The organism is Salmonella sp. 2020_1459, assembly GCF_043847915.1.
In the GTDB taxonomy this organism is placed as follows: domain Bacteria; phylum Pseudomonadota; class Gammaproteobacteria; order Enterobacterales; family Enterobacteriaceae; genus Salmonella; species Salmonella enterica.
The window spans coordinates 54,563-78,460 of record NZ_JBCMFA010000002.1; the positions used below are offsets into that span (position 1 = coordinate 54,563).

Below are 23,898 nucleotides of genomic sequence, written 5' to 3' on the forward strand. Positions count from 1 at the left end.
TTGCGTCTCCTTGTCGGTTACGACTTTCTGCTTTTTGCTTCATCTACCGCACAACTGTTGTCAGTACAGTTAAAAATCAGCGGTAACCGCGCACCATAATCGTTGACGTAAGTCAGCACAGGCGAGTGACCTAATTCACTGGCGTCCCCTCCCAGCGTCACGTTGCTTTTTGGTGCAATCACTAAAGGGCTAAAGCCTCTGGCTGGTGTGCCGTCCATGCGGTTGCTGGCGTTGCTTAACACCACGTAGTAACCGGTCGGATTGCTCACCTGATAGCCATTGCCCTGACGCTGAAGGGTGATCTTGTATTGCCAGGGATGCTGCATATCGATTTTCGATAGCGCCTGCGGGCGGTAAAAAACTTTGATGCGCGTTTGCAGGGCGATTTGCAGCGTATTGGGCTTGTCGCTTTGCGGCGGAATTTCGCGCACGTTGTAATAAAAAAGGGTTTCCCGATCCTTAGGGAGCGACGCCAGCGCCGGCATCCCCTGAATTTTGACCTGTCCGATTGCCGACGGCTCAATGCGCTGGACCGGTGGGACGACGATTAAAGGCGAGGTGATTTTGACGCCCTTCTCATCTTCCACCCAGGACTGCGCCAGATAGGGCAGTTTGCTGTTGGCGTTTTTCAGATCGACGCTTATCGATTTATCTTCGCCGCGAAACACCAGGCGGGTGCGATCGGGCGCGATGGCAGCCTGGGCGCTACCGTAGCCGCCCAGCAAAAGCAGCAAAACAGCGGCCAGGTTATAACGTTTTAATGGCATCATGAATGCGGTTTCCTGAATCAATGTGTTGGATAACGAGAAGAGAGCGCTTCGGGTTGCGTCGAAGACGTCCGCCGCTGCGTATGAAGCTGGAGTAATGGTTTCTCTTCGGGCTGCGTTGCCTCAGGTGATGAAGCGTCGCCGATGCACGGCAGCAACAGGCCGCTAAACAGATCGCCCGGCAGCGGATCGGGCAACGCCGCTTCACACTGCGTTTTACCTTCCCATGTCACCTGCAACCGCTCGCCGGGGTTAATGCCGATCAGATAAACGCTGCCGCCTTCGCCGACGATCCCTAACTGTTGCTGGCGGCTGTTGTAAACCTCTGCGCCGAAGGGCGGCGTGCCGCCATCGCGCAGGCGGATACTGGCCATGGCTTTTTTACCGCTGAGCACCTCCATGCGGCGATAACCGATCGCCCCTTCCGTCAGGGTCGCCTGAGCGATGGAGAGGATTGCTTCCGCGTCTTCCGGCAACTGGGTAATGTCGATTTTCACCTGGTTGCGGTAGTAGTCGTTGACGTCGACAATGACGGCTTTACCAAACGCGTTGGTATATACCGGCGTGCTGTAGCCGGAGATGGGTACGTTCGCTTCATCGCCGACATCCACCAGCAGCCGCGAGCCGCCGTTGACGCTGGTGCGGTGCAGCGCCCCGCCTTTAGCAGTCAGCGTCGCGCCGCCCTGGATGTTCAGCCCGCCGGAGGTATAGTCGCCTTCCTGATAGTTTGCACTGACGTCAATGTCGGCATAGCTCGCTTGATGACGGTAATAGCCGTCGAGAGTCGCACCGTTATCCGCGCGGCCAGCGTTGATCTGGTAGTTATTGCGATCGTCAATGCGCTCGTAATAGCCGACCTGATTACTGTTGTTGTCATCGCTAAAGGAGCCGTTGTAGCTCAGCGTGCGGTTGTTGCCCCACGGAATACTGAGCGAGACGTACACGCCGTCATCTCGCTCATCATCATATTCATTGCGAAAACCGTTCACCGACAGACTGATCCCGCGCACTTCACCGACATCGAAATAGTGCGACAGCGTCAGGTTATAGCTGTCCTGGTTGGGTTGATTCCAGTAGGTGCGATGGGTGTAGTTGATATAGGCGTTAACGTTTATTGCCGAAAAGTTCTGGCTGTACGTCAGGGTATACATCTCTTTATCGTGGCCGGTGCGCTGACGATCGTTATCGTCATTATGCGTATCGATAAACTCGTCCATCGTCATGTAGTTTTCTTCGGAAAAGCGATAACCAGCAAACGTCAGACGGCTGTCTATATCATCAAAATCTTTAGCGTAGCTGGCACGGAACGAGTTACCCTGAATGGTGCCGTCGCCGTAGGCGCTACCCTCTGGCAGCGTCGCACGGGAATGGGTGACATCGACGGAAAACGCGCCCAGCAGCGCCAGATCGCGCCCCAGTCCTAACGCCAGCGCCTGATAATCCTGCTCGCCGATGGCGCCGCCGTACAGCGACCAGCCGTTAGCAATCCCCCAGGAGGCTTCGGCTGAAGTGAAAAAGCCGCCTTCCATATTGTGATCCCAGTCCTGCGGTCGCCCGGCGGCCAACTTGTAGCGCACCTGGCCGGGACGGGTCAGAAACGGAATGGAGGCGGTGCTGACGTCATATTCCTGTACCTGACCGCTTTGTTCTTCAATTTTGACGTGTAGATCGCCGGATACCGTTTCATTAATGTCCTGAATGCGAAACGGCCCCGCCGGGACCTGCGACTCATAAATCACCCGCCCGCGCTGGGTCACGGTAACTTTGGCGTTGGTGCGCGCCACGCCTGATATATCCGGGGCGTAGCCGCGCAGATTAGGCGGTAACATCTGATCGTCGGTGATAAGGCTGCCGCCGACATAGTTAAAGCCGTCGAAAATATCGGATTCCAGCGATCCTTCGCCCAGCGTTAGCTGCGCCTGAAGTTGCGGGATAGCCCGCCAGGCGTAATAGCGGTTCCAGTCCCAGTTCTGTTCGGAACTGGAGCCAAAGTTGTCTTTATCTTCGCTGTCATTTTCGTGACGATAGTTAGCCTGCCAGTCCGCGCGCAGACGCCACGCGCCGAGGTTGGCACCCACCGTGCCGTTGCCGCTGATGTCATATTCATCGCCGTCATCATGTTCAGCATGTCGCCACTGGCTGTTAACGTTGTAGTCAAATAATACGCCGGGAATCCCTTCATCCCAGCGGGAAGGTGGATCCCACTCTTCATCGCTGTATTCCAGATAGGCCTGCGGAATAATCACCGTCAGCGTTGACTGGCTTAAATCCGTTTGGGTTTCCATCCCTTCCAGTTGATCTGGTTGCAGACACTGACCGGCATTTATCCAGATCATTTTATCTGCTATTTCAGGTTTTAACCCCAGCAGCGATACCAGTTCAGGCGATAAACAGGGATAGGTGTTATCAGGATCGTTATTATCAACGGAATACGTAATAACATTATCCTGGGCAATTTGACTCTGGTTGACCAACACCTGGAGATGATAGCTCCCCGGCATAATGTAGCCTTTACGGGAAAAACGGGAGAGATCCAGGCTGGCATCATCTTTAACATCAAGAAATCGGGTATTAAATTGAATGGGCGCTTCCGCATAGCTATTTTCCGGACCGACAGCCAGAACAATACCCACCACGGCCGCAAGCGTGCTCAGACGAAATTTTTTATAGTGAGCCATCAGACAATCTATCCCTGAAATATATAATCTATTTTTTTACTTTAAGCATTATCCTGCGGCAGACTGCCGCAGGATGATATTTCACTTACAGATAGCTGATCGTGAAGTTTACGGTGCTGCTGAATTCGCCGGTATCGATAGTGGTGGCAGCGGAATCGCCTTTCACCCAGGCTTTGAAGTTAAGAGTCTGTTTCGCCGCCGCAACGCTGCCGTTCATCGTCAGATTTTCGCTGTAAGCGTCGCCCAATTTGATCGCGGAACCCAGGTGGTTGCCGATGACAATGCTGGAACCCGCCATTTCGCCGCCGCCGATACGCATCAGCGCAACGCTACCCGGATTAGCGCTGGATTCGTTACCGATGGCAGAGAAAACGGTAGACGCTTCTTTCTCAGTGGTGAATGCGCAGTTTTCCAGACCGATATGGAAATCGACTTTTGAAGATTCTTTACCGCCCATCAGAGAACCGGTACCGATATGGCCCAGGTTAACGGTCTGGTGTTCGTCGCCAACCACGATTGAACACGGTGAATCTTCAATAGTACCGGTAAAAGTCACCGTACCAGTATTACTGCCTGCAGCATTGGCAAAGCTGGAAACACCCATAACCAGTGCGGCAGCAACCGCAGCTTTTACTGCTGTATTCATTTTTCATCCTTATTAAAAGTTGGTGAGTATTTTTACGCTATTCACACGGAGTTATACTCAATACCCCATGTTTATATTAGTAGATATATATTATATGACGAGTTATGAAATTGCCGATGCAACATTCAAAAGAAGCAAACAACACGTTAATAAATAACATCCCTTAGGCGCGGTGAAGTATTTTCCATTAAAAACCCAAAGACAAGTGTTTTTTATTTAAAGGATTATCAGAATTAAATAATAAATATTTTTACCGTTCAAAAAACAAACAAAGCAAGCAAGACGGGAGAGCCAAAAAAGCAATAAACATGTCAAAATGAATAAAAAAAGATCAGAATTACAGTACTGAATATATAGCAATGACGCGTAACATTTATTTTTGGTATAAATTTCATTAAAAAAAACAAAAAATGCTAAATTACATTTTTTTTGTTTACTCGTGGCAATTAATTTATTTTAATAGAGTTGTTTTTTATTACTTCGATAAAAAAATAATATTTTATTATCGAAGTTTTATAATGAAAATTTATTATTAAATTAAAATTGATTTACGAGATGCATTAAAGATGCGGCATCCACATCTTAATATTTAAAAAGGCTTAATACCGAAACCGGTAATTCTTATTATTGAATAGATCATGCCGCAATTTATCATCAACGTTTCGGGCCTGGATATGTTGAAATTAGTCACCCTGTTCAGAAGACAGCAGCGCGCCACTGAAATAGCACATGACTTATCGATACAGAAATAACACCTGCTTCTTGCTGAAAATAAAAGCAGAATTCCCTCGATAAAACGTGACAGGACAGCTCTCGCACCTGATAGCGTTCAGCTATTTTTAGGTCTACAAAATATTGCCACAACATATTGATATTGTGTAATTTGTAGGTCGGGTTGAGCATGGCTGCCACCCGACATAAATGTGGCACAGCCTTTTTTTACCGGCTCTGTTTACGTAGCAAATAGATAAAATACGGCGCGCCAATAAAGCTTGAAAGCAGTCCCGCCGGGATCTGATACGGAAATAGCGCCATCCTGCCGCACCAGTCGGCAAAGACCAGTAAAACGCCCCCTGCCAGCGCCGAGATGACCATATGCGGCATCGTCCGGCGAAAACCGAGCATCCGCGCAATATGCGGCGCCATCAGTCCAACGAAACTCAGCGGCCCAATGGTCATCGTCGCGGTTGCCGTCAAACACGCCGCCAGCGCCAGCAGCGCGATACGCGACGGCGTAAGCGCCATGCCCACCGCGCGCGCGGCATCGCCGCCCAGGGGCAAAATCGTTAACCAGCGGCGACACAACGGCACAATGGCCAGCAAAATCACCATCACGATCGCGGTTCGCGTAACCTGCCCGCCAGTGGCGTTATAGGTAGATCCTGCGATCCAGGTCAACACTTCCGCCATCCGCGGGTCGCCGCTCGCCTGGAGCATCATTAGCAGCATGGTAAACGCGGTGCTGAGCGCCATCCCCGCCAGCAACATCCGTTGCGGCGAGAAACCGCCGCGCCCGGCGGCTAACATAATAATCAGCAGTGTCGCCGCCGCGCCCAGGCTTCCGGCAGGCAGTAGCCAACCGAAAGCATTCCCCGGCACCAAAAACAGCATCAACACCACGCCAAACGCGGCTCCGGAACTGATCCCCAGCACTTCCGGACTGGCCATTGGATTACCGGTCAGACGCTGAATAATGCAGCCCGCCACCGCCAGCATGACGCCCGCCATTAACGCCGCCAGTATCCGCGGCCAGCGCCACGGCATCAGTTCTTCAAGCAGCGTTCCGCTCGCCCACGTCCAGCCGTGCGCGTCGCGACCAAAAGAGAGCGCGCCCCATGTTGCCAGCAGCAGGAGCGCGCCACCGGCAACGGCAAAAGCAAGAACGTGCCGACGTTCCGCCGCCACACGATCGCTGGCGTTCATATCCGGCGCGCTCATGCTTTTAAGCCGCGGCAGCAGCCACAGGAGCAGCGGCGCGCCGATTAACGCCGTCACTGACCCGGTGGAAACCTCCATCCATACGCGGGTTAGCCAAAGGATAATCTGATCGGATAGCCACAAAATAAGCGCCCCAATGAGCGGCGCCAGCATCAGGCGCGCCAGCAGACGTCTTGCGCCAAGCATTTTCGCCAGCAGCGGCGCAAACAGGCCGATAAAACCGATAATGCCCACCGCGTTGACCAGCAGAGCGCTCAACACAATCGCCAGCGACAGCGCCGCCAGACGCGCTAACGACAGCGCCAGACCCAGATTACGCGCAACGCCGTCATCCAGCCCCATCAGCGTCATCGGACGTAACAACAATAACGTGAGCATCACACCGCCCAGCAACTGCGGCCACAGACGCTGCACGCCGCTCCAGTCGGTTTGCGTTAGCGTTCCGGTGCTCCATAAAAACATGCTTTGCAACTGATCGTGGTGGAAAATCACCAGTAACTGGTTGATTGCGCCACAGTAAAGGCTGACCACCAGCCCGGCGAGGATCAGGGTCACTGGCGACAGGCGTTTGCCCCACGCTACGCCAAACACCAGCGCGCCGACGATGCAGGCTCCCGTCAGGGCGGCAAACTGCGTCGCCAGCGCGCCGGGAATCGCCCAAAGCGTAGTCACCGTGATCCCCAATTGCGCGCCGGTCGCCACGCCCAGCGTGGTCGGTTCCGCCAGCGGGTTACGCAATACTTGCTGGAACAGGACGCCTACCAGCCCAAGCCCCGCGCCCACCAGCAGCGAAATCGCCAGTCTTGGCAACAGGCTGTAATGAAAAATCATCTGCTCAATGATGTCGATATCCGGTGACCAGATAGCCTGTTGCCACTGGCTGCGCGGTAGCGCAACGGAGAAGTTAACCCATGTCAGCCAGCAGGCGGCAACAAACAGCGCCAATAACAGCAACGCCGGATGGCGGCTTCGCCTTATCCGGCCTACAAAGCGCCCGAACCGTAGGTCGGATAAGGCGTTTTTCACGCCGCCATCCGGCATTTCACGTTTTCTGCTCACGCTTTGCCTCCCAACACGTTATTCAGGATGCGGACAAAATGCATCGTGGAGAGGGTCGCGCCATAGAACCAAACGGCGGGCACCCGGTGAAAGCGCCCGGCGCGGACAAACGGCATGGCCTGCCACAGCGGCGTTGCCATCAGCGCGTTCATATCGGTGCTATTCCCGTGATCGAAGCAGATCACATCCGCTTCTTTATACATCGCCAGCCGATCGATGCTAACCGCCGTACTGCCCCAAAAGTTGGTTTCACCCTGCCAGGCATTGACAATGCTATACTCGTCCAGCACCTCCTGGAACAGGCAATTCGGGCCGAGCACCAGCATATGCCGCGGATCGATAAGCGTCGTCATCAGTAACGGACGCCCCCCGCGGCGGATAAAATGCGGCTTCTGGCTGGCGATGAAGCGATCGTATTGCGCCAGATGTTTTTCTGCCGCAGCTTCCAGATTCAGCGTCTGCGCCAGTTCAACCAGCGAGCGTCGGGCTACCGCCAGCGGCTTTTTGCCGTCGCTAAAATCGAACCCGCGCCCCGGCGCGATCCGCGCCAGTTTTTCCGGCGAGGGACCGTAACCTGCCGACCAGACCATAAACGACGGCTTCATCTCCGTCAGTAGTTCGAGATTGGGTTCAGTGCGAAGACCCACATCAATCACCGAATCCGGCAACGGCGGTTCGCTAACCCACAGCTTATAATTTGGCACGTCCGCCACGCCATAAGGCGTAATACCGAGCGCCAGCAGCAGCTCAACCGGCAGCCACTCCAGCGCCACAATCCGGCGGGGATCGATAGCGGCAGCCTGCGCCGTATTCATTTGCCACAGCAGCGGCGAGAGCGCCATCGCCGTTAATAAACGGCGGCGAGTCAGAGGATATAAATCACGCATTAATACACAAAACTCACAGGTGCCGCGCCCGCCGGATGCGGAAGGATACCCATCGGGATACCGTAAATCCGTTCCAGCGTGTCACTGCGCATCAGTTCCGCAGGCGTTCCTTGCGCAATCATTTCACCGCCGCGTAGCGCGACTAAATAATCACAGTAGCGGGCCGCCATGTTGATATCGTGCAGCACCGCAACCACCGTCAGCCCGCGCTGCTGGCTTAAACGATGCACCAGCGCCAGCACGTCCACCTGATGGGCGATATCCAGCGCTGACGTCGGCTCATCCAGCAGCAGACAACGGCTGTCCTGCGCGACCAGCATGGCAATCCACGCGCGCTGGCGCTCGCCGCCGGAAAGGCTGTCTACCAGACGATGCGCCAGCGGTTTTAAGCCGACCAGCGTAATCGCCTCGTCTACTTTTTCCCGGTCCGCGACGCCAAAGCGTCCCAGCGCGCCGTGCCACGGATAGCGGCCAATCGCCACCAGTTCGCGCACCGTCATTCCTTCCGCCTGCGGCAATTGTTGAGGCAGATAGGCAACTTTGCGGGCAAACGCCTTGCTGCTCCAGCTCGCCAGCGGCTGATTGTCGAGCAGAATATCCCCTTCGGAAGGCGGCTGATGGCGGCCCAGCATTTTTAACAGCGTGGATTTACCGGAACCATTATGACCGATAAGTCCGGTGACGCGACCTGCGGGAAACGTTAACGAGAGAGGGTGTAAAAGCGTGCGGCCCGGCACACGAAAGGCGACGCTTCGCAGCGCAAAGGTGGTATCGGAATGAATGTGGTTTTCCTGCATCGCAGCCAACTTGTAAAACGGGCACGGCAAGCCGTGCCCAAAAAGAAATTAGAAACGGAAGGTTGCCGTTGCAACGACCTGACGTTCTGCGCCCCAGAAACAGCCGTAGGTCTGGAAGCAGCTGGCGACGTATTCGCGGTCGAGCAGATTATTAACGTTAACCGCAATGCTGGAGCCCGCCATACCAAAACGCGCCAGATCGTACTTGACGACCGCATCCATCACCGCTGCGCTGCCTACCTTGAAGCTATTAGCCGGATCGCCGTAACTGGAACCAATAAAACGACCGCCTGTTCCCAGCGTTAAACCTGACAACGGACCGTCGTTGAAGGTGTAATCGCCCCACAACGACGCCATGTGTTCAGGCACCTGCTCTGGCGTATTCCCTTTCAGATTAGTGTCTTTCGTGTATTCAGCATCAGTATAAGTGTAAGACGCCGTCATATTGATGTTAGCCGTCAATGCTGCTTTGGCTTCCAGCTCTACACCTCGCGCACGAATTTCGCCTGCCGGCACCTGCGCTAATGGGTTGGTTGGATCGGCGGTCAGGTTATTGGTTTTGGTCAGCTGATAAACGGCACCCGTAACAACAACCGGCATGTCTTTCGGTACATATTTCACCCCTGCTTCATATTGCTCGCCTTTTGACGGCTTGTAAGAAACGCGTGGGGTGCTCCACAAATCGAAGGCGCTTGGCTCGAAAGATTGGCTATAGCTGAAGTAAGGTGAAATTCCATTATCGAATACGTAGTTTACGCCACCGCGCCAGGTGAACTGGTGGTCATTACGTTCAATATATCCTTCTGTCGGCGTAGTGGAATTCTGACGCACCGTTGTCGCTTGTTTAGACCAGTCATAGCGGCCGCCGAGAGTAAATACCCACTTATTCCATTCCGCCTGATCCTGAACATAGAGGCCTGTTTGTTTACTTTCGTTCATCTGGTACGGCTCAGCGCCGCCGAAAGCAAAGTATTCAGGATGGTAATTGTTATAGAGATCGATTGACGGCGCGCTACCAAACGTCGCGTTAATATCATTACGCATACGCATGAAATCGACACCCGTCAGCAACGTATGATCAATATCGCCGGTCGCGAATTTACTTTCCAGTTGTGTATCTACGCTGAAATTCTGTAAACGCTCGTTGTCAACGATAGTACCGCGGTTAAGCGTATGTCCGTCCGCCGCAATCCCCGTGCCATAGACGCTTTTTTGCGCGGTTTTCATTTCGACAAAACGTAAATTCTGGCGCACGGTAAAGGTGTCGTTGAAGCCATGCTCGAAACTGTATCCCACCATTTTCTCGTTACGAGAATAGGTGTTGTTTGACGCCCCTTCATTAAAATCTGTTGGCAAGCGTTTACCATTCGGTAACGGTTCAACCGTTCCTTCTTTCGGCAGCCAGCCGTAGTAGCCGGTCTCTGGTTCGTTCTGGAAATAAGAAAGGAACGTAAAATTCGTTTTCTCATCAGGACGCCAGGTAAAAGAGGGCGCAATCGCATAGCGCTGCGACTCAGAACTCTTTTGCTGCTCATTTGTCGAACGCGCCAGTCCCGTCAGACGATATGAGAACTCACCGTTGTCATCCAGGGAATCACTAAAATCAAAACCGGTCTGGAACAAATTGTCCGTCCCCATTTTGAATTGAATTTCTTTCAGCGGCTCAGTAGTCGGCCGCTTGCTAACCATCGAAATGATACCGCCCGGGTTGCTCTTACCGTAGAGGACGGACGTTGGGCCACGCATCAACTCAACACGCTCAAGCATGTAGGGATCAATAACCGCATCGTTGTAGAAGTTCCCCTGCAATTTCAGGCCATCCAGATAGTTGTTCTGGCTCAGGCCGACGGAAGAGAAGCCACGGATAATCACGAAGTCATAGGTATTGGAAGCGCCGCGGCTGCTTACCGTTACACCCGGCGTGTAACCCAACGCTTCTTTTACTGACTGGAATTGATGCATCTGCATCTCTTCGTTAGTGACCACCGAAACCGACTGTGGCGTTTTTTCGATAGGTGTATCAGTTTTGGTGGTGGTGGCGGAACGCTTCGCGGCGATGGTCGGAGCCGGTCCCCAGGCACTTTCCTGCGCGGCAGGCGCTGCGGTTACGGTAATGGTTTCTTCTTTCGGTTGAACCGCCGCCTGTGCATAGACAGACATGCCGCTAACCGCTGTGGCTACTACAACTGCGATTTTACGCAGTGAGGAGTTTGGCTGAGCAGTTTTAAGACGCGCCATTGGTATATCTCTGATGAAAGTGAATGATAACGTAAACGATAATTATTATTATAACCGCAGCATGATAGGCGAAATATCGTCGCAATGGCAAGCGATACGCGGCCCTACGAAAACTAAGGGGTTAAGAAACAACCAGATGAAAAGGAAGGGTTAATAAATTAGACTGAAATGTTATTTATGGAGGATTTGCCGGATGGCGACGTAAGCGTCTTATTCGGCCTACGTCGCACATAATGGAGTCGTAACGGTGTAGACCGGGTAAGCACAGTGCCACCCGGCACTATTACCGTGATTAATTGCCGCCGAACATCTCCTTAATCCAGCCGGCAACGCCGTCGCTCTTCTCTTCTTTCGGCGGCTGTTGCTGCGCAGGCTGCTGCGGCTGAGACGACTGATCGAACGGATTGCCTGACGGCTGCTGCTGTTGCTGCATCATCTCGCCCTGCTGGCACAGCGTATTTGGATCGTCCGTCCAGACCGGCAGAGTGCGCATACCGCCGCTACAGACAAAATTACCGTCGTAATCAACGCCCATATCCACCACATCTTCCGGCGGCGTCAGAACTAAAGGCGTCGGCGTCTGGTTCGCCAGATAGCGCTGGTAAATCGCCATCGCGCCGCTGGCGCCGTACAATTTCGTCGGCTGGTTGTTATCACGGCCTACCCAGGTGATAGTCACCTGGCTGCCGTCGATACCGGCAAACCAGGTATCGACATTGTTGTTTGTCGTCCCGGTTTTACCCGCCAGATGCAGACCCGGATATTTCGCGCCAAGCTGACGCCCCGTACCACGCTGGACGACCTGCTGCATTGTCCAGAGCGTCAGGTAAGCCGCCTGTGCCGGTACGGCGCGTTCAGCTTGCGGATAACTTTGGTACAGCACCTTACCATCTTCCGCAATAACCGAACGCAGCGCTGATAACGGCGCGCGATTTCCGCCGCTGGCGATAGTCTGGAACGCCTGCGCCACTTCGATCGGCGTCAGGTTCAGCGCTCCTAACAGCATAGCCGGAACCGGATTGAGCTGATCTTTCGGCACGCCGAGCTTCGTCCAGGTATCGGTTACCGCCGGTAAACCTAACGCCATCCCCAGATTGACCGTCGGTACGTTCATTGAGCGAGTTAACGCATCCACCAGCATCACTTTCCCGCTTTCGCTGTAGCGACGATCGTCGTTCTGCGGCGACCAGACCTGACCATTCGGCTGGCGCAGAGAAATCGGCGCATCGGCAATCCAGGTGTTCAGACGGTATAAGTTCGGCTGACTTAACGCGGTCAGATAGGTCGCCGGTTTCGCCAGCGACCCGATGGAACGGCGCGCCTGCATGGCACGGTTATAGCCGGCATACTGCGGCTCCGCCCCGCCAACCATCGCGCGCACCTCGCCGCTAAAGCGATCCACTACCACCATCGCGGTTTCCAGATCGCTCAATTTACGCTGCTTCTTCAACGCCGGAATGCCTTCGACAACGGCTTTTTCTGCGGCATCCTGCGCCACGGAGTCAAAGGTGGTGAAGATCTTCACGCCGGAGAGATCTTTAATTTTATCCCCCAGCTTCGCCTGCAGTTCCTGACGAACCATCTGCATAAACGCTGGCTGCGGTGAAATAACGCCGCCGCGCGGCTGTACGCCAAGCGGACGCGCGCTCAGCATGTCATAGAGTTCCTGATCGATGATTTTCTGCTGCTGTAACAGGCGTAACACCAGGTTACGACGCTCCAACGCCAGTTTCGGGTTACGCCACGGGTTATAAATCGACGCCCCTTTTACCATCCCCACCAGTAACGCCTGCTGATCGAGGCTCAGTTCCTCTACCGGACGACCAAAGTAATACAGGCTCGCCAGCGGAAAACCGCGAATTTCATTGTCCCCGCTTTGACCGAGGTAGACCTCGTTCATGTACAGCTCAAGAATACGATCTTTACTGTAACGGGCATCCATGATCAGCGCCATGTAGGCTTCATTCGCTTTACGCCAGTATGATCTTTCGCTGGAGAGGAACAGGTTCTTCACCAGCTGCTGGGTCAGCGTACTGGCCCCCTGCACCGTGCGTCCCGCCGTCAGGTTGGCCAGCACCGCACGCCCGATAGAGTAAAGACTAATGCCATCATGCTCATAGAAATGACGGTCTTCCGTCGCCAACAGCGTATCGACCAGCAGATCCGGGAAACCGCTGCGCGGGACGAATAAACGCTGCTCGCCATTTGGCGAAGAAAGCATGGTGATAAGCCGCGGATCGAGACGGAAGAAGCCAAACTGGCGGTTGTTATCCAGATTGACGATGGTTTCCAGACGCCCGTCACTGAACGTCAGCCGCGCGCGCACCTGCCCTTCTTTGCTGTCCGGGAAGTCAAACGGACGACGGATCATCTCAATGCTATTGGCCTGCACGGTAAATTCGCCGGGACGGGTCATCTTCGTCACCAGACGATACTGCGTCGCTTCCAGCAATTTCACCATCTCGTTTTTGCTGACAGGCATGTCTGGCTCAAGGTTCACCATCCGGCCATATACCGCCGCCGGAAGCTGCCAGACCTTGCCATCGATACGGCTGCGGATTTTTTGATCCAGATAGACGCCGTAAATGGCGAACAGCACCACAAAAACGATAAACAGTTTTAGCAATAGCCACAGCCAGCCGCGCTTGCCACGAGGCTTACGCCCTTTGCCCTTACCTTTACGCGGCATCGGTTCTTCATCCTCATAGTCATCATCATAATCGTCGTCATGCTGCCGACGACGGCTCACCTTTTGTTTCACAGGACGTGACGGTTTCCCCTTACGTCCAATCGGCTCGCGGTCATTCCCCGCCATGCTTTTTCTCCGCAACATACAGGCGCAAAGGCCCGATTCTCTATTCTTCCGCCAGACGACAGAAGAAGAAATCTCTCAATTTACTCTTTTGCCGGATGGCGATTAACGCCTTATCTGGCCTGGAGGCAACGTATAACACGTCACGAATACTTCTTCGTGCGCCGCGTTGGGGCCGTATTCGCCGGATCGTCCGGCCAGACATGTTTGGGGTAACGGCCCTTCATCTCTTTTTGCACTTCGCGATACGCCCCCTGCCAGAAAGCGCTTAAATCGCGCGTAATCTGTAGCGGTCGCTGCGCTGGCGAAAGCAGTTCCAGCACCAGCGGCACGCGGCCCTGAGCGATGGTTGGGGTCTTCGCTTCGCCAAACATTTCCTGCATTCTGACCGCCAGCGCGGGCGGGTTATCTTCATGATAACGAATCGTTATTCGGCTTCCCGTCGGCACAGTGTAATGCCCAGGCAGTTCACTATCCAGACGTTGCAGCATGGCATAGTCAAGCAGTCCCCGTAACGCCTGATTAACGTTCAGGGATTTTAGCCCTCGTAACGACTGTACGCCTGTCATGTGCGGCAGCAACCAATTTTCCAGAGTTGCCAGCAGCGACGCCTCATCCACGGCAGGCCAGTCATATTCCGGCAGCCATTTCGCCGCACAGTGCAGACGCAGACGGAACTGCTCCGCTTCCGGCGTCCAGTTAAGGACGGACAGACCTTTATCGCGGATGCCGTTCAGCATCGCCTGATGAAGCTCCTCTTCAGACGGCTTCGCCAGTGGCTGAACGCTAACCGTCAACTGTCCAATACGCATTCTGCGCCATGCTTTCAACGTTCCCTGCGCCTCGTCCCATTCAACCGTGTCGGACTGGCGCAGTAAATCAGGACACGCCTGAATCAGCGAGGCAATATCCAGCGGCTGCGCCAACAATATTCGGGCGTCCGGCGAGGCGCTACCTTGCAGTAACAGCGGCGCGATCAGCCATTCATGACGTCCCAACGCGTCATCCGCATCTAACATCGCGCCCATACCATTGGCTAACTGATAGCGCCCTTCCTGACCACGACGCCGCGCGATGCGGTCGCTAAACGCTCTGGCCAACAGCGGCATAATAAGCGCGCTATCCGGCTCGCCATTACGCACCTGCAGCCGTTTTAAAAGCTGCTGGCTACGCTGCTGCCAGCCCGGCTGTCGCCGCGAAAATACTACGCTTAAATCCGTACCGCCGCCGCGCGGCGGGTCCTCAAGGATGGCCGCGAGCATGGCGGCAGTGGCGGCGCTATCGCCCTCGCCAGCGTTGACTAACATCGCCGCCAGGCGCGGATCGTTACCCATTGCCGCCATTTTCCGGCCCCGCGCGCTTAACCGCTCGCCCTCCAGCGCGCCTAACATCAATAATAAACGGCGGGCGGCCTGAAGATTCACCTCCGGCGGCCTGTCCAGCCAGAAAAGCGATGCCGGATCGTGACATCCCCACTGCAACACCTCCATCAATAAACCGGAAAGGTCGCTGTGTAAGATTTCCGGATCGCTTTGCGCCGCCGCCCGCTCCGCCTGTTCTTTGGCCAGCAGATGTAAACAGATACCCGGCGCCAGTCGTCCGGCGCGCCCCGCGCGCTGCGTCATTGATGCCTGACTGATACGCTGCGTAACCAGCCGCGTCAGTCCCGTTCGCGCGTCAAATCGCGCCACGCGCTCCTGAGCGCTATCGACGACCAGACGAATCCCTTCAATCGTCAAACTGGTTTCGGCAATGTTAGTCGCCAACACCACTTTACGCATCCCGGCGGGTGCCGGAACAATCGCTTTGCGTTGCGCCTCCAGAGACAATGCGCCATACAGCGGACAAAGCAGGACATCGCTGCCTACCCGCGACGCCAGATGTTCATGAACGCGCTGTATTTCGCCTACGCCGGGTAAAAATAGCAGCAGCGAACCGTTTTCATTGCGCAACAGTTCCGCTGTCGCCATCGCGACGGCTTCATCAAAACGCAAATGCGTCGCGAGCGGCTGATAACGTCGCTCCACCGGGAACGCGCGCCCCTCCGAGACGATCGTCGGCGCATCAGGCAGTCGCTGACAAAGCCTGTCGTTATCCAGCGTCGCAGACATGATTAACAGCCTGAGATCGTCACGGAGCCCTTGCTGGATATCCAGCAACAGCGCTAACGCTAAATCCGCCTGTAAACTGCGCTCATGAAATTCATCCAGTATCACCAGCCCCACGCCGCGTAATTCGGGATCGCGCTGAATCATTCTGGTCAATACGCCTTCGGTCACCACTTCCAGCCGGGTACGCGGCCCCACGCAGCTTTGCGCGCGCATCCGGTAACCTACCGTTTCGCCAGGCTTTTCATTCAACGCTTCCGCCAGACGCTGCGCGACATTACGCGCCGCCAGACGACGCGGTTCAAGCAGGAGGATTTTTCCAGCAACCGGCCCCTGTTGCAGGAGTTGCAACGGCAGCCAGGTGGATTTCCCCGCCCCGGTAGGCGCGGACAACAAAACCTGCGGCGCGGTTTTTAGGGCTGTCAACAATTCAGGCAATACGGCGGCAACGGGCAATGACGTCACAAACGGCTCCACGGGGTTAACTTTCTTTGCGCCGCATTGTAGCATCGTGTTAATCCATAACCGAGTATCCCTATGTCTGAGCCAAAACGGCTGTTTTTTGCGATTGACTTACCCGACGACGCGCGCGCGCAAATTATCGCCTGGCGCGCCGCCCATTTTGCGTCTGAAGACGGACGCCCCGTCGCAGCGGCGAACCTACACCTGACGCTGGCCTTTTTAGGCGACGTCAGTAGCGATAAGCAGCGCGCTCTTGCGCAACTGGCCGGACGAATTCGCCAGCCGGGCTTTACGCTACATCTGGATGACGCCGGTCAGTGGCTGCGTTCACGCGTGGTGTGGCTGGGGATGCGCCAGCCGCCGCGCGGGTTGTTGCAGTTGGCTAATATGCTGCGCGCGCAGGCCGCCCGCAGCGGTTGTTACCAAAGCCCGCAGCCTTTTCACCCGCATATTACGCTGCTGCGCGACGCCAGCCATACGGTGGCTATCCCGCCGCCGGGCTTTTGCTGGTCATTTCCGGTCACGTCGTTTGCACTTTACGCCTCTTCGTATGGGCAAGGCCGTACCCGCTATGCCGAGCTGCAGCGCTGGACGCTGGGCGAATAATAATGAAGGAATGTCGATGCTATTCTCACCCCCTTTACAACGCGCTACGCTGATTCAGCGCTATAAACGTTTTTTAGCCGATGTGATCACCCCTGACGGTACAACGCTTACGCTGCACTGTCCTAATACTGGCGCGATGACCGGCTGCGCCACGCCTGGCGATACCGTCTGGTATTCGACATCAGAAAATACTAAACGCAAATATCCGCATACCTGGGAATTGACTGAAACGCAATCCGGCGCATTCATTTGCGTGAATACGCTGCGGGCGAACCAGCTAACGAAAGAAGCAATTCAGGAGAATCGCCTGCCGGCGCTGGCGGGGTACAATATTCTGAAAAGTGAAGTCAAATATGGCGCCGAGCGCAGCCGTATAGATTTTATGTTACAGGCAGATTTCCGCCCGGACTGCTATATTGAAGTGAAATCGGTCACGTTAGCGGAAAAAGAAAACGGTTATTTTCCCGACGCCATCACCGAACGAGGGCAAAAACATCTTCGGGAATTGATGGGCGTTGCGGCGGCAGGTCATCGCGCAGTGGTGGTGTTCGCGGTGCTGCACTCCGCCATTACACGTTTTTCACCCGCACGTCATATCGATATAAAATACGCGCAGCTATTGAGCGAGGCTCAGAATAAAGGCGTGGAAGTTTTAGCTTATAAAGCAGAACTTTCAGCCCAAAAAATGGAACTGAACGAACCAGTACCCATAACGTTGTAGTGGAATAACAGCCTGATTATTAAGTATTCTGGCCGCGTGCGTAAATACGCTTTTCCTCACAGGGTTGTCAAGTGTTACGTTTAGATAATTGCTATCCGGAAAAGCATCTGCTATTTATAGCGACCTGATTTTCCCCCGAACATGGGGATCGATAGTGCGTGTTAAGGAGAAGCAACATGCAAGAAGGGCAAAACCGTAAAACATCGTCCCTGAGTATTCTCGCCATCGCTGGGGTGGAGCCGTACCAGGAGAAACCGGGCGAAGAGTATATGAACGAAGCCCAGCTATCGCACTTCAAGCGTATTCTTGAAGCATGGCGTAATCAACTCCGGGATGAAGTCGATCGCACTGTGACGCACATGCAGGACGAAGCCGCCAACTTCCCCGATCCGGTCGATCGCGCCGCGCAGGAAGAGGAGTTTAGCCTGGAGTTACGTAATCGTGACCGTGAGCGCAAACTGATCAAAAAGATCGAGAAGACGCTGAAGAAAGTGGAAGATGAAGACTTCGGTTATTGCGAGTCCTGCGGGGTGGAGATTGGTATCCGCCGCCTGGAAGCGCGTCCAACAGCCGATCTGTGCATCGACTGCAAAACGCTGGCTGAAATTCGCGAAAAACAGATGGCGGGTTAATCCCGTTCGTTTCTACCCTATTTATGACAGGCGGGAGTTTTCCCGCCTTATTCTTTATTGCCCGCAGCATGACTGACTCACACTATATTGGCCGTTTCGCGCCGTCGCCATCCGGCGAACTGCATTTCGGCTCGTTAATCGCCGCCCTCGGCAGCTATCTACAAGCCCGTGCGCAACGCGGAATTTGGCGCGTTCGCATCGAGGATATCGACCCCCCACGTGAAGTTCCCGGTGCCGCAGCGACCATTCTGCGCCAGCTGGAACATTACGGCCTGCACTGGGATGGCGAGGTCTTATGGCAATCACAGCGTCATGAGGCTTATCGCGAGGCGCTGGCCTGGCTTCACGAGCAGGGACTGAGCTACTACTGCACTTGCCCCCGCTCGCGCATTCAACGTCTGGGCGGTATTTACGACGGCCATTGTCGGACGTTATGCCACGGGCCGGAGAATGCCGCCGTCAGAATTAAACAGCAGCATCCGGTGATGCATTTCCATGATGCCTTGCGCGGCGACATCCAGGCTGACCCACAGCTGGCGAGCGAAGATTTTATTATCCACCGCCGCGACGGACTGTTTGCTTATAATCTGGCCGTGGTGGTCGACGATCATTTTCAGGGGGTGACGGAGATCGTCCGCGGCGCAGATTTAATCGAACCCACTGTCCGACAACTTTCGCTGTATAAACAGTTTGGCTGGCGTGCGCCAGGCTACGTGCACCTTCCGCTGGCGCTCAACGAACAAGGCGCTAAACTTTCCAAGCAAAATCATGCCCCTGCCCTGCCGCAAGGCGATCCGCGCCCGGTACTGGTCCAGGCATTGCGCTTTTTAGGCCAACGCGACGTCGTAGCGTGGCAGGAGATGTCTGTTGAGGAGTTGCTGCGCTTTGCGGTGGCGCACTGGAGGCTTACAGCCGTACCCACATCGGCTAATGTAAATCCGGCATTCTCAAATGCGTCTCGCTGAGCTATGATTAGCCGCTATTTTTGCTCATCGTCTTTCGCATTGCTGCGGCGTTAATGATGCTTACAGCCCAGGTCGCGTTGCTCTCTTACGCCCGTCTGCCGTAATGCGAAAGACATAGAGTAAGTTGATCTTATTAATGTATGACACTACCGAGGTGCGCTATTTTTACCCGAGTCGCTAATTTTTGCCGTAAGGTGTTAAGCCGCGAGGAGAGCGAGGCAGAACAAGCCGTCGCCCGTCCACATATGACGATTATCCCGCGTGAACAGCACGCTATCTCCCGCAAAGATATCAGTGAAAATGCCCTCAAGGTACTGTACAGGCTGAACAAAGCGGGCTATGAAGCCTACCTGGTCGGCGGCGGCGTCCGCGATCTCCTGCTCGGCAAAAAGCCGAAGGATTTCGACGTGACTACCAACGCAACACCGGATCAGGTACGGAAATTATTCCGCAATTGCCGTCTGGTGGGACGTCGTTTCCGCCTGGCTCACGTGATGTTTGGCCCGGAAATTATCGAAGTGGCAACGTTTCGTGGTCATCATGAAGGCAGTGAAAGCGACCGTACGACCTCCCAGCGTGGGCAAAACGGTATGCTGCTGCGCGACAACATCTTCGGCTCTATCGAAGAAGATGCCCAGCGCCGCGATTTCACCATCAACAGCCTTTACTACAGCGTGGCGGATTTTACCGTGCGCGATTACGTCGGCGGGATGCAGGATCTGCAAGAAGGCGTGATTCGCCTGATCGGCAATCCGGAAACGCGCTACCGCGAAGATCCGGTTCGAATGCTGCGCGCCGTGCGTTTCGCTGCGAAGCTCAATATGCGTATCAGCCCTGAAACGGCTGAGCCAATCCCGCGTCTGGCAACCTTGCTAAACGACATTCCTCCCGCGCGCCTGTTCGAAGAGTCGCTGAAGCTGTTGCAGGCGGGGAACGGTTACGAAACCTATCAACAACTGCGGGAATACCACCTCTTCCAGCCGTTGTTTCCTACCATTACGCGTTATTTCACCGAAAACGGCGACAGCGCAATGGAACGCATCATTGCGCAGGTGTTGAAGAATACGGATAACCGCATCCGTAACGAGATGCGCGTTAATCCGGCATTTTTGTTTGCCGCCATGTTCTGGTATCCGCTGCTGGAGATGGCGCAAAAAATCGCTCAGGAGAGCGGTCTGGCCTATTACGACGCTTTCGCGCTGGCCATGAATGATGTGCTGGATGAGGCCTGCCGTTCACTGGCGATCCCGAAACGCCTTACCACGCTTACCCGTGATATTTGGCAGCTTCAGTTACGCATGTCGCGACGTCAGGGCAAACGCGCCTGGAAACTGATGGAACATCCCAAATTCCGCGCCGCGTTTGATTTACTGGAGCTGCGCGCTCAGGTGGAAAATAATACTGAACTGCAACGTCTGGCGCAGTGGTGGGCCGAGTTTCAGGCTTCCGCGCCGCCGGAACAAAAAGGGATGCTCAACGAGCTGGACGACGATCCTGCTCCACGCCGCCGCCGTTCACGTCCGCGCAAACGCGCGCCGCGCCGCGAGGGCACCGTATGACGATCGCGTATATCGCGCTTGGCAGTAATCTGGCCTCTCCGCTGGAGCAGGTCAATGCCGCCCTGAAGGCTATCGCCGACATTCCCGATAGCCGTATCGTCACGGTGTCTTCGTTTTACCGCACGCCGCCGCTTGGCCCACAGGATCAGCCCGATTACCTGAACGCTGCGGTGGCGCTGGATACCGCCCTCGCCCCCGAAGAATTGCTTAACCATACCCAGCGCATTGAGCTGCAACAGGGCCGGGTGCGCAAGGCCGAACGCTGGGGGCCACGCACGCTGGATCTCGACATTATGCTGTTTGGCGATGAAGTCATTAACACCGACCGTCTGACCGTGCCGCACTACGACATGAAAAACCGCGGTTTTATGCTGTGGCCGTTATTCGAAATCGCTCCTGATCTGATCTTTCCGGATGGTATCAGCCTGCATCAGCATCTCACCCATCTTGGTGCTGCAAAACCCGCCCACTGGTAAAACATCGCCTCCCCTTTAGCGTTTACTGCTTTAGCGCCAAACGATTGCTTAAATCAATTGCCCCCCTGAATATGACTGTTAGAATGCCGGGAAATATAACTTTTACCATCAGGAAACGTTATGAAACCCACCACTATTTCACTGCTGCAGAAATGCAAGCAAGAGAAAAAACGCTTCGCGACAATTACCGCCTACGACTACAGCTTCGCTAAGTTATTTGCCGACGAAGGTATCAATGTGATGCTGGTTGGCGACTCTCTGGGCATGACAATTCAGGGGCACGACTCCACCCTGCCGGTCACCGTGGAAGATATCGCCTACCACACCCGCGCGGTACGCCGCGGCGCGCCCAACTGTCTATTGCTCTCCGACCTGCCGTTTATGGCTTACGCCACCCCGGAACAGGCATGTGAAAACGCGGCTATCGTGATGCGTGCGGGGGCCAATATGGTCAAAATTGAAGGCGGCGCCTGGCTGGTTGATACGGTGAAAATGCTCACCGAACGCGCCGTGCCGGTTTGTGGTCATCTGGGGTTAACGCCCCAGTCGGTGAATATCTTCGGCGGCTATAAAATTCAGGGCCGTGGAGATGCAGGACAAGTGCTGCTGGATGACGCGCTGGCTTTAGAAGCCGCTGGCGCTCAACTGCTGGTGCTGGAGTGCGTGCCGGTTGAGCTGGCGAAGCGCGTCACGGAAGCGCTGTCGATTCCGGTGATCGGCATCGGCGCGGGCAACGTCACCGACGGTCAGATCCTGGTGATGCACGATGCGTTTGGCATCACCGGCGGTCATATTCCAAAATTCGCGAAAAATTTCCTCGCCGAAGCGGGCGACATGCGCGCCGCCGTACAGCAGTATATGGCTGAAGTGGAGTCCGGCGTTTATCCGGGCGAAGAACACAGCTTTCACTAATTTTTCTGACCGTGCCGGATGGCGACGCGACGCGTCTTATCCGGCCTACAGATCCTCAACGGATGTAGGCCTGATAAGCGCAGCGCCATCGGGCAGGATCATCAAGCAACTCAAGGAGTTTTGTTGTGCTAATCATTGAAACCCTGCCGCTGCTGCGCCAGCATATTCGTCGTCTGCGTCAGGAAGGTAAACGCGTCGCACTGGTTCCCACCATGGGCAACCTGCACGACGGCCATATGAAGCTGGTCGATGAGGCAAAAGCCCGGGCTGATGTGGTGATCGTCAGCATTTTCGTCAATCCGATGCAGTTTGATCGGCCGGACGATCTGGTGCGTTATCCGCGCACGCTGCAGGAAGATTGTGAAAAGCTGAACAAACGCAAAGTCGATTATGTCTTTGCGCCAGCCGTTGAGGAAATCTACCCACAGGGGCTGGAAGGCCAGACGTACGTTGATGTTCCCGGCCTCTCCACCATGCTGGAAGGCGCCAGCCGTCCAGGTCATTTCCGCGGCGTCTCGACTATCGTCAGCAAGCTGTTCAACCTGATCCAGCCGGATATCGCCTGCTTTGGCGAGAAGGATTTCCAGCAACTGGCGCTGATCCGCAAAATGGTGGCGGATATGAGTTATGACATTGAGATCGTCGGCGTGCCGATTATTCGCGCTAAAGACGGTCTGGCGCTCAGCTCACGTAACGCTTATCTGACCGCAGAGCAGCGCAAAATTGCGCCGGGTCTATACAACGTGATGAATAGCATCGCTGAAAAACTGATTGCGGGTAATCGTGAGCTGCAAGAGATTATTGCCATTGCCGAACAGGAACTGAATGAAAAAGGCTTCCGTGCCGACGACATTCAAATCCGTGATGCCGACACGCTGCAGGAGCTGACGGAAACCAGCAAACGCGCAGTGATTCTGGCCGCCGCCTGGCTGGGTCAGGCGCGTCTGATCGATAATCAAAGCGTTACATTAGCCCAGTAGACAGGGGTTAAAAATCGGGCAATACTGCCTGAGAATTTCCAAAGCAGGCCACAAGCGCCTGCTTAGCCAAGGTAAACGACAGGGTAAAGAAGTTATGATTCGCACCATGCTGCAAGGCAAGCTCCACCGCGTAAAAGTCACGCAGGCGGACCTGCACTACGAAGGTTCTTGTGCCATTGACCAGGATTTCCTTGATGCCTCCGGTATTCTGGAAAACGAAGCGATTGATATCTGGAACGTGACCAATGGGAAACGTTTCTCAACCTATGCGATTGCGGCTGAACGCGGCTCCAGAATCATCTCGGTGAACGGTGCGGCGGCGCACTGCGCTGAAGTTGGCGACATTGTGATTATCGCCAGCTTCGTCACCATGTCTGATGAAGAAGCGCGTACATGGCGTCCGAAAGTGGCCTATTTTGAAGGCGACAACGAAATGAAGCGCACCGCGAAAGCTATTCCGGTACAGGTTGCCTGATTTTCAATAATAGGACAACCCTTCCAGAAAAACATATTTTGGGACGGGTTGTCTTTTTTTTAAATCACCAATAAATAATATTATTTATTATTTATCTTATTGCTTAAATAATAAAGCATTAGTTTTACTTAAAAAAACATAAAGTATTTCTAATGAGTAGCTTTATTCCCTTTCATTGCC

The 23,898-nt window shown here is 54.6% G+C and carries 18 protein-coding genes; 9 read left to right on the forward strand and 9 right to left on the reverse strand.

Annotation, left to right across the window (positions count from 1 at the left end; translation table 11 throughout):
- Window positions 1-17: 17 nt before the first annotated feature.
- From stfD to hrpB, 9 genes are all read right to left on the reverse strand, one after another.
- Entirely contained in the window at window positions 18-770 is a 753-nt protein-coding gene (stfD, locus tag ACH0VJ_RS05275) for a fimbrial chaperone StfD (protein WP_000982721.1), read from the reverse strand.
- Window positions 771-787: 17 nt separating this feature from the next.
- Window positions 788-3,445: a fimbrial biogenesis outer membrane usher protein gene (locus tag ACH0VJ_RS05280; RefSeq protein ID WP_000951671.1), complete on the reverse strand. Its 2,658-nt coding sequence runs from the start codon at window positions 3,443-3,445 to the stop codon at window positions 788-790.
- 85 nt (window positions 3,446-3,530) lie between these two features.
- Complete coding sequence (stfA, locus tag ACH0VJ_RS05285; protein ID WP_001090554.1) at window positions 3,531-4,091, reverse strand: fimbrial major subunit StfA; 561 nt, start codon at window positions 4,089-4,091, stop codon at window positions 3,531-3,533.
- Between the two features lie 939 nt (window positions 4,092-5,030).
- Entirely contained in the window at window positions 5,031-7,070 is a 2,040-nt protein-coding gene (fhuB, locus tag ACH0VJ_RS05290) for a Fe(3+)-hydroxamate ABC transporter permease FhuB (protein WP_023196610.1), read from the reverse strand.
- A 14-nt stretch (window positions 7,071-7,084) separates the two neighbouring features.
- Entirely contained in the window at window positions 7,085-7,975 is an 891-nt protein-coding gene (fhuD, locus tag ACH0VJ_RS05295) for a Fe(3+)-hydroxamate ABC transporter substrate-binding protein FhuD (RefSeq protein WP_001205361.1), read from the reverse strand.
- Window positions 7,975-8,772, reverse strand: a complete 798-nt coding sequence (gene fhuC, locus ACH0VJ_RS05300) for a Fe3+-hydroxamate ABC transporter ATP-binding protein FhuC (protein ID WP_001157206.1) — start codon at window positions 8,770-8,772, stop codon at window positions 7,975-7,977. Before fhuC ends, fhuD begins: the two co-directional genes overlap by 1 nt.
- Before the next feature lie 48 nt (window positions 8,773-8,820).
- Window positions 8,821-11,010 carry a ferrichrome porin FhuA gene (gene fhuA, locus ACH0VJ_RS05305; RefSeq protein ID WP_000113219.1) on the reverse strand — a complete coding sequence of 730 codons (2,190 nt, stop codon included), beginning with the start codon at window positions 11,008-11,010 and terminating at the stop codon, window positions 8,821-8,823.
- 292 nt (window positions 11,011-11,302) lie between these two features.
- Window positions 11,303-13,825, reverse strand: a complete 2,523-nt coding sequence (gene mrcB, locus ACH0VJ_RS05310) for a bifunctional glycosyl transferase/transpeptidase (protein WP_000918127.1) — start codon at window positions 13,823-13,825, stop codon at window positions 11,303-11,305.
- Window positions 13,826-13,965: 140 nt separating this feature from the next.
- The gene (hrpB, locus tag ACH0VJ_RS05315) at window positions 13,966-16,395 is read right to left on the reverse strand and encodes an ATP-dependent helicase HrpB (RefSeq protein ID WP_023137738.1); all 2,430 of its coding nucleotides are present in this window, start codon (window positions 16,393-16,395) and stop codon (window positions 13,966-13,968) included.
- Between the two features lie 72 nt (window positions 16,396-16,467).
- On the opposite strand from hrpB, the gene thpR reads away from it, so the two are divergent.
- From thpR to panD, 9 genes are all read left to right on the forward strand, one after another.
- Window positions 16,468-16,998: an RNA 2',3'-cyclic phosphodiesterase gene (gene thpR, locus ACH0VJ_RS05320; protein ID WP_001294178.1), complete on the forward strand. Its 531-nt coding sequence runs from the start codon at window positions 16,468-16,470 to the stop codon at window positions 16,996-16,998.
- A 16-nt stretch (window positions 16,999-17,014) separates the two neighbouring features.
- Window positions 17,015-17,719, forward strand: coding sequence for a DNA/RNA nuclease SfsA (gene sfsA, locus ACH0VJ_RS05325; protein ID WP_000899412.1), 705 nt, complete (start codon window positions 17,015-17,017; stop codon window positions 17,717-17,719).
- Between the two features lie 176 nt (window positions 17,720-17,895).
- A complete protein-coding gene (gene dksA / locus ACH0VJ_RS05330) occupies window positions 17,896-18,351 on the forward strand; it encodes an RNA polymerase-binding protein DksA (RefSeq protein WP_001155232.1) in 456 nt (151 codons plus the stop codon).
- A gap of 68 nt (window positions 18,352-18,419) precedes the next feature.
- Window positions 18,420-19,316 carry a tRNA glutamyl-Q(34) synthetase GluQRS gene (gene gluQRS, locus ACH0VJ_RS05335; protein ID WP_023196614.1) on the forward strand — a complete coding sequence of 299 codons (897 nt, stop codon included), beginning with the start codon at window positions 18,420-18,422 and terminating at the stop codon, window positions 19,314-19,316.
- Window positions 19,317-19,477: 161 nt separating this feature from the next.
- On the forward strand, window positions 19,478-20,875 hold the full coding sequence (gene pcnB / locus ACH0VJ_RS05340; RefSeq protein WP_125540466.1) for a polynucleotide adenylyltransferase PcnB: 1,398 nt from the start codon (window positions 19,478-19,480) through the stop codon (window positions 20,873-20,875).
- Window positions 20,872-21,351, forward strand: coding sequence for a 2-amino-4-hydroxy-6-hydroxymethyldihydropteridine diphosphokinase (gene folK, locus ACH0VJ_RS05345; protein ID WP_000150777.1), 480 nt, complete (start codon window positions 20,872-20,874; stop codon window positions 21,349-21,351). The genes pcnB and folK overlap by 4 nt, the downstream gene beginning before the upstream one ends.
- Before the next feature lie 120 nt (window positions 21,352-21,471).
- Window positions 21,472-22,263, forward strand: coding sequence for a 3-methyl-2-oxobutanoate hydroxymethyltransferase (panB, locus tag ACH0VJ_RS05350; RefSeq protein WP_000805487.1), 792 nt, complete (start codon window positions 21,472-21,474; stop codon window positions 22,261-22,263).
- A gap of 125 nt (window positions 22,264-22,388) precedes the next feature.
- The gene (gene panC, locus ACH0VJ_RS05355; protein WP_000905348.1) at window positions 22,389-23,243 is read left to right on the forward strand and encodes a pantoate--beta-alanine ligase; all 855 of its coding nucleotides are present in this window, start codon (window positions 22,389-22,391) and stop codon (window positions 23,241-23,243) included.
- A 94-nt stretch (window positions 23,244-23,337) separates the two neighbouring features.
- Window positions 23,338-23,718: an aspartate 1-decarboxylase gene (gene panD, locus ACH0VJ_RS05360; protein WP_000621526.1), complete on the forward strand. Its 381-nt coding sequence runs from the start codon at window positions 23,338-23,340 to the stop codon at window positions 23,716-23,718.
- Window positions 23,719-23,898 lie beyond the last annotated feature (180 nt).

What these genes read in the sequence shown, in the direction of transcription:
- panD (WP_000621526.1), top strand. Translation starts at nt 23,338, where the DNA reads ATGATTCGCACCATGCTGCAAGGCAAGCTCCACCGCGTAAAAGTCACG.
- fhuA (WP_000113219.1), bottom strand. Translation starts at nt 11,010, where the DNA reads ATGGCGCGTCTTAAAACTGCTCAGCCAAACTCCTCACTGCGTAAAATC.
- folK (WP_000150777.1), top strand. Translation starts at nt 20,872, where the DNA reads ATGACGATCGCGTATATCGCGCTTGGCAGTAATCTGGCCTCTCCGCTG.
- gluQRS (WP_023196614.1), top strand. Translation starts at nt 18,420, where the DNA reads ATGACTGACTCACACTATATTGGCCGTTTCGCGCCGTCGCCATCCGGC.
- fhuC (WP_001157206.1), bottom strand. Translation starts at nt 8,772, where the DNA reads ATGCAGGAAAACCACATTCATTCCGATACCACCTTTGCGCTGCGAAGC.
- mrcB (WP_000918127.1), bottom strand. Translation starts at nt 13,825, where the DNA reads ATGGCGGGGAATGACCGCGAGCCGATTGGACGTAAGGGGAAACCGTCA.
- sfsA (WP_000899412.1), top strand. Translation starts at nt 17,015, where the DNA reads ATGCTATTCTCACCCCCTTTACAACGCGCTACGCTGATTCAGCGCTAT.
- dksA (WP_001155232.1), top strand. Translation starts at nt 17,896, where the DNA reads ATGCAAGAAGGGCAAAACCGTAAAACATCGTCCCTGAGTATTCTCGCC.
- panB (WP_000805487.1), top strand. Translation starts at nt 21,472, where the DNA reads ATGAAACCCACCACTATTTCACTGCTGCAGAAATGCAAGCAAGAGAAA.
- thpR (WP_001294178.1), top strand. Translation starts at nt 16,468, where the DNA reads ATGTCTGAGCCAAAACGGCTGTTTTTTGCGATTGACTTACCCGACGAC.
- stfA (WP_001090554.1), bottom strand. Translation starts at nt 4,091, where the DNA reads ATGAATACAGCAGTAAAAGCTGCGGTTGCTGCCGCACTGGTTATGGGT.
- fhuB (WP_023196610.1), bottom strand. Translation starts at nt 7,070, where the DNA reads ATGCCGGATGGCGGCGTGAAAAACGCCTTATCCGACCTACGGTTCGGG.
- fhuD (WP_001205361.1), bottom strand. Translation starts at nt 7,975, where the DNA reads ATGCGTGATTTATATCCTCTGACTCGCCGCCGTTTATTAACGGCGATG.
- ACH0VJ_RS05280 (WP_000951671.1), bottom strand. Translation starts at nt 3,445, where the DNA reads ATGGCTCACTATAAAAAATTTCGTCTGAGCACGCTTGCGGCCGTGGTG.
- stfD (WP_000982721.1), bottom strand. Translation starts at nt 770, where the DNA reads ATGATGCCATTAAAACGTTATAACCTGGCCGCTGTTTTGCTGCTTTTG.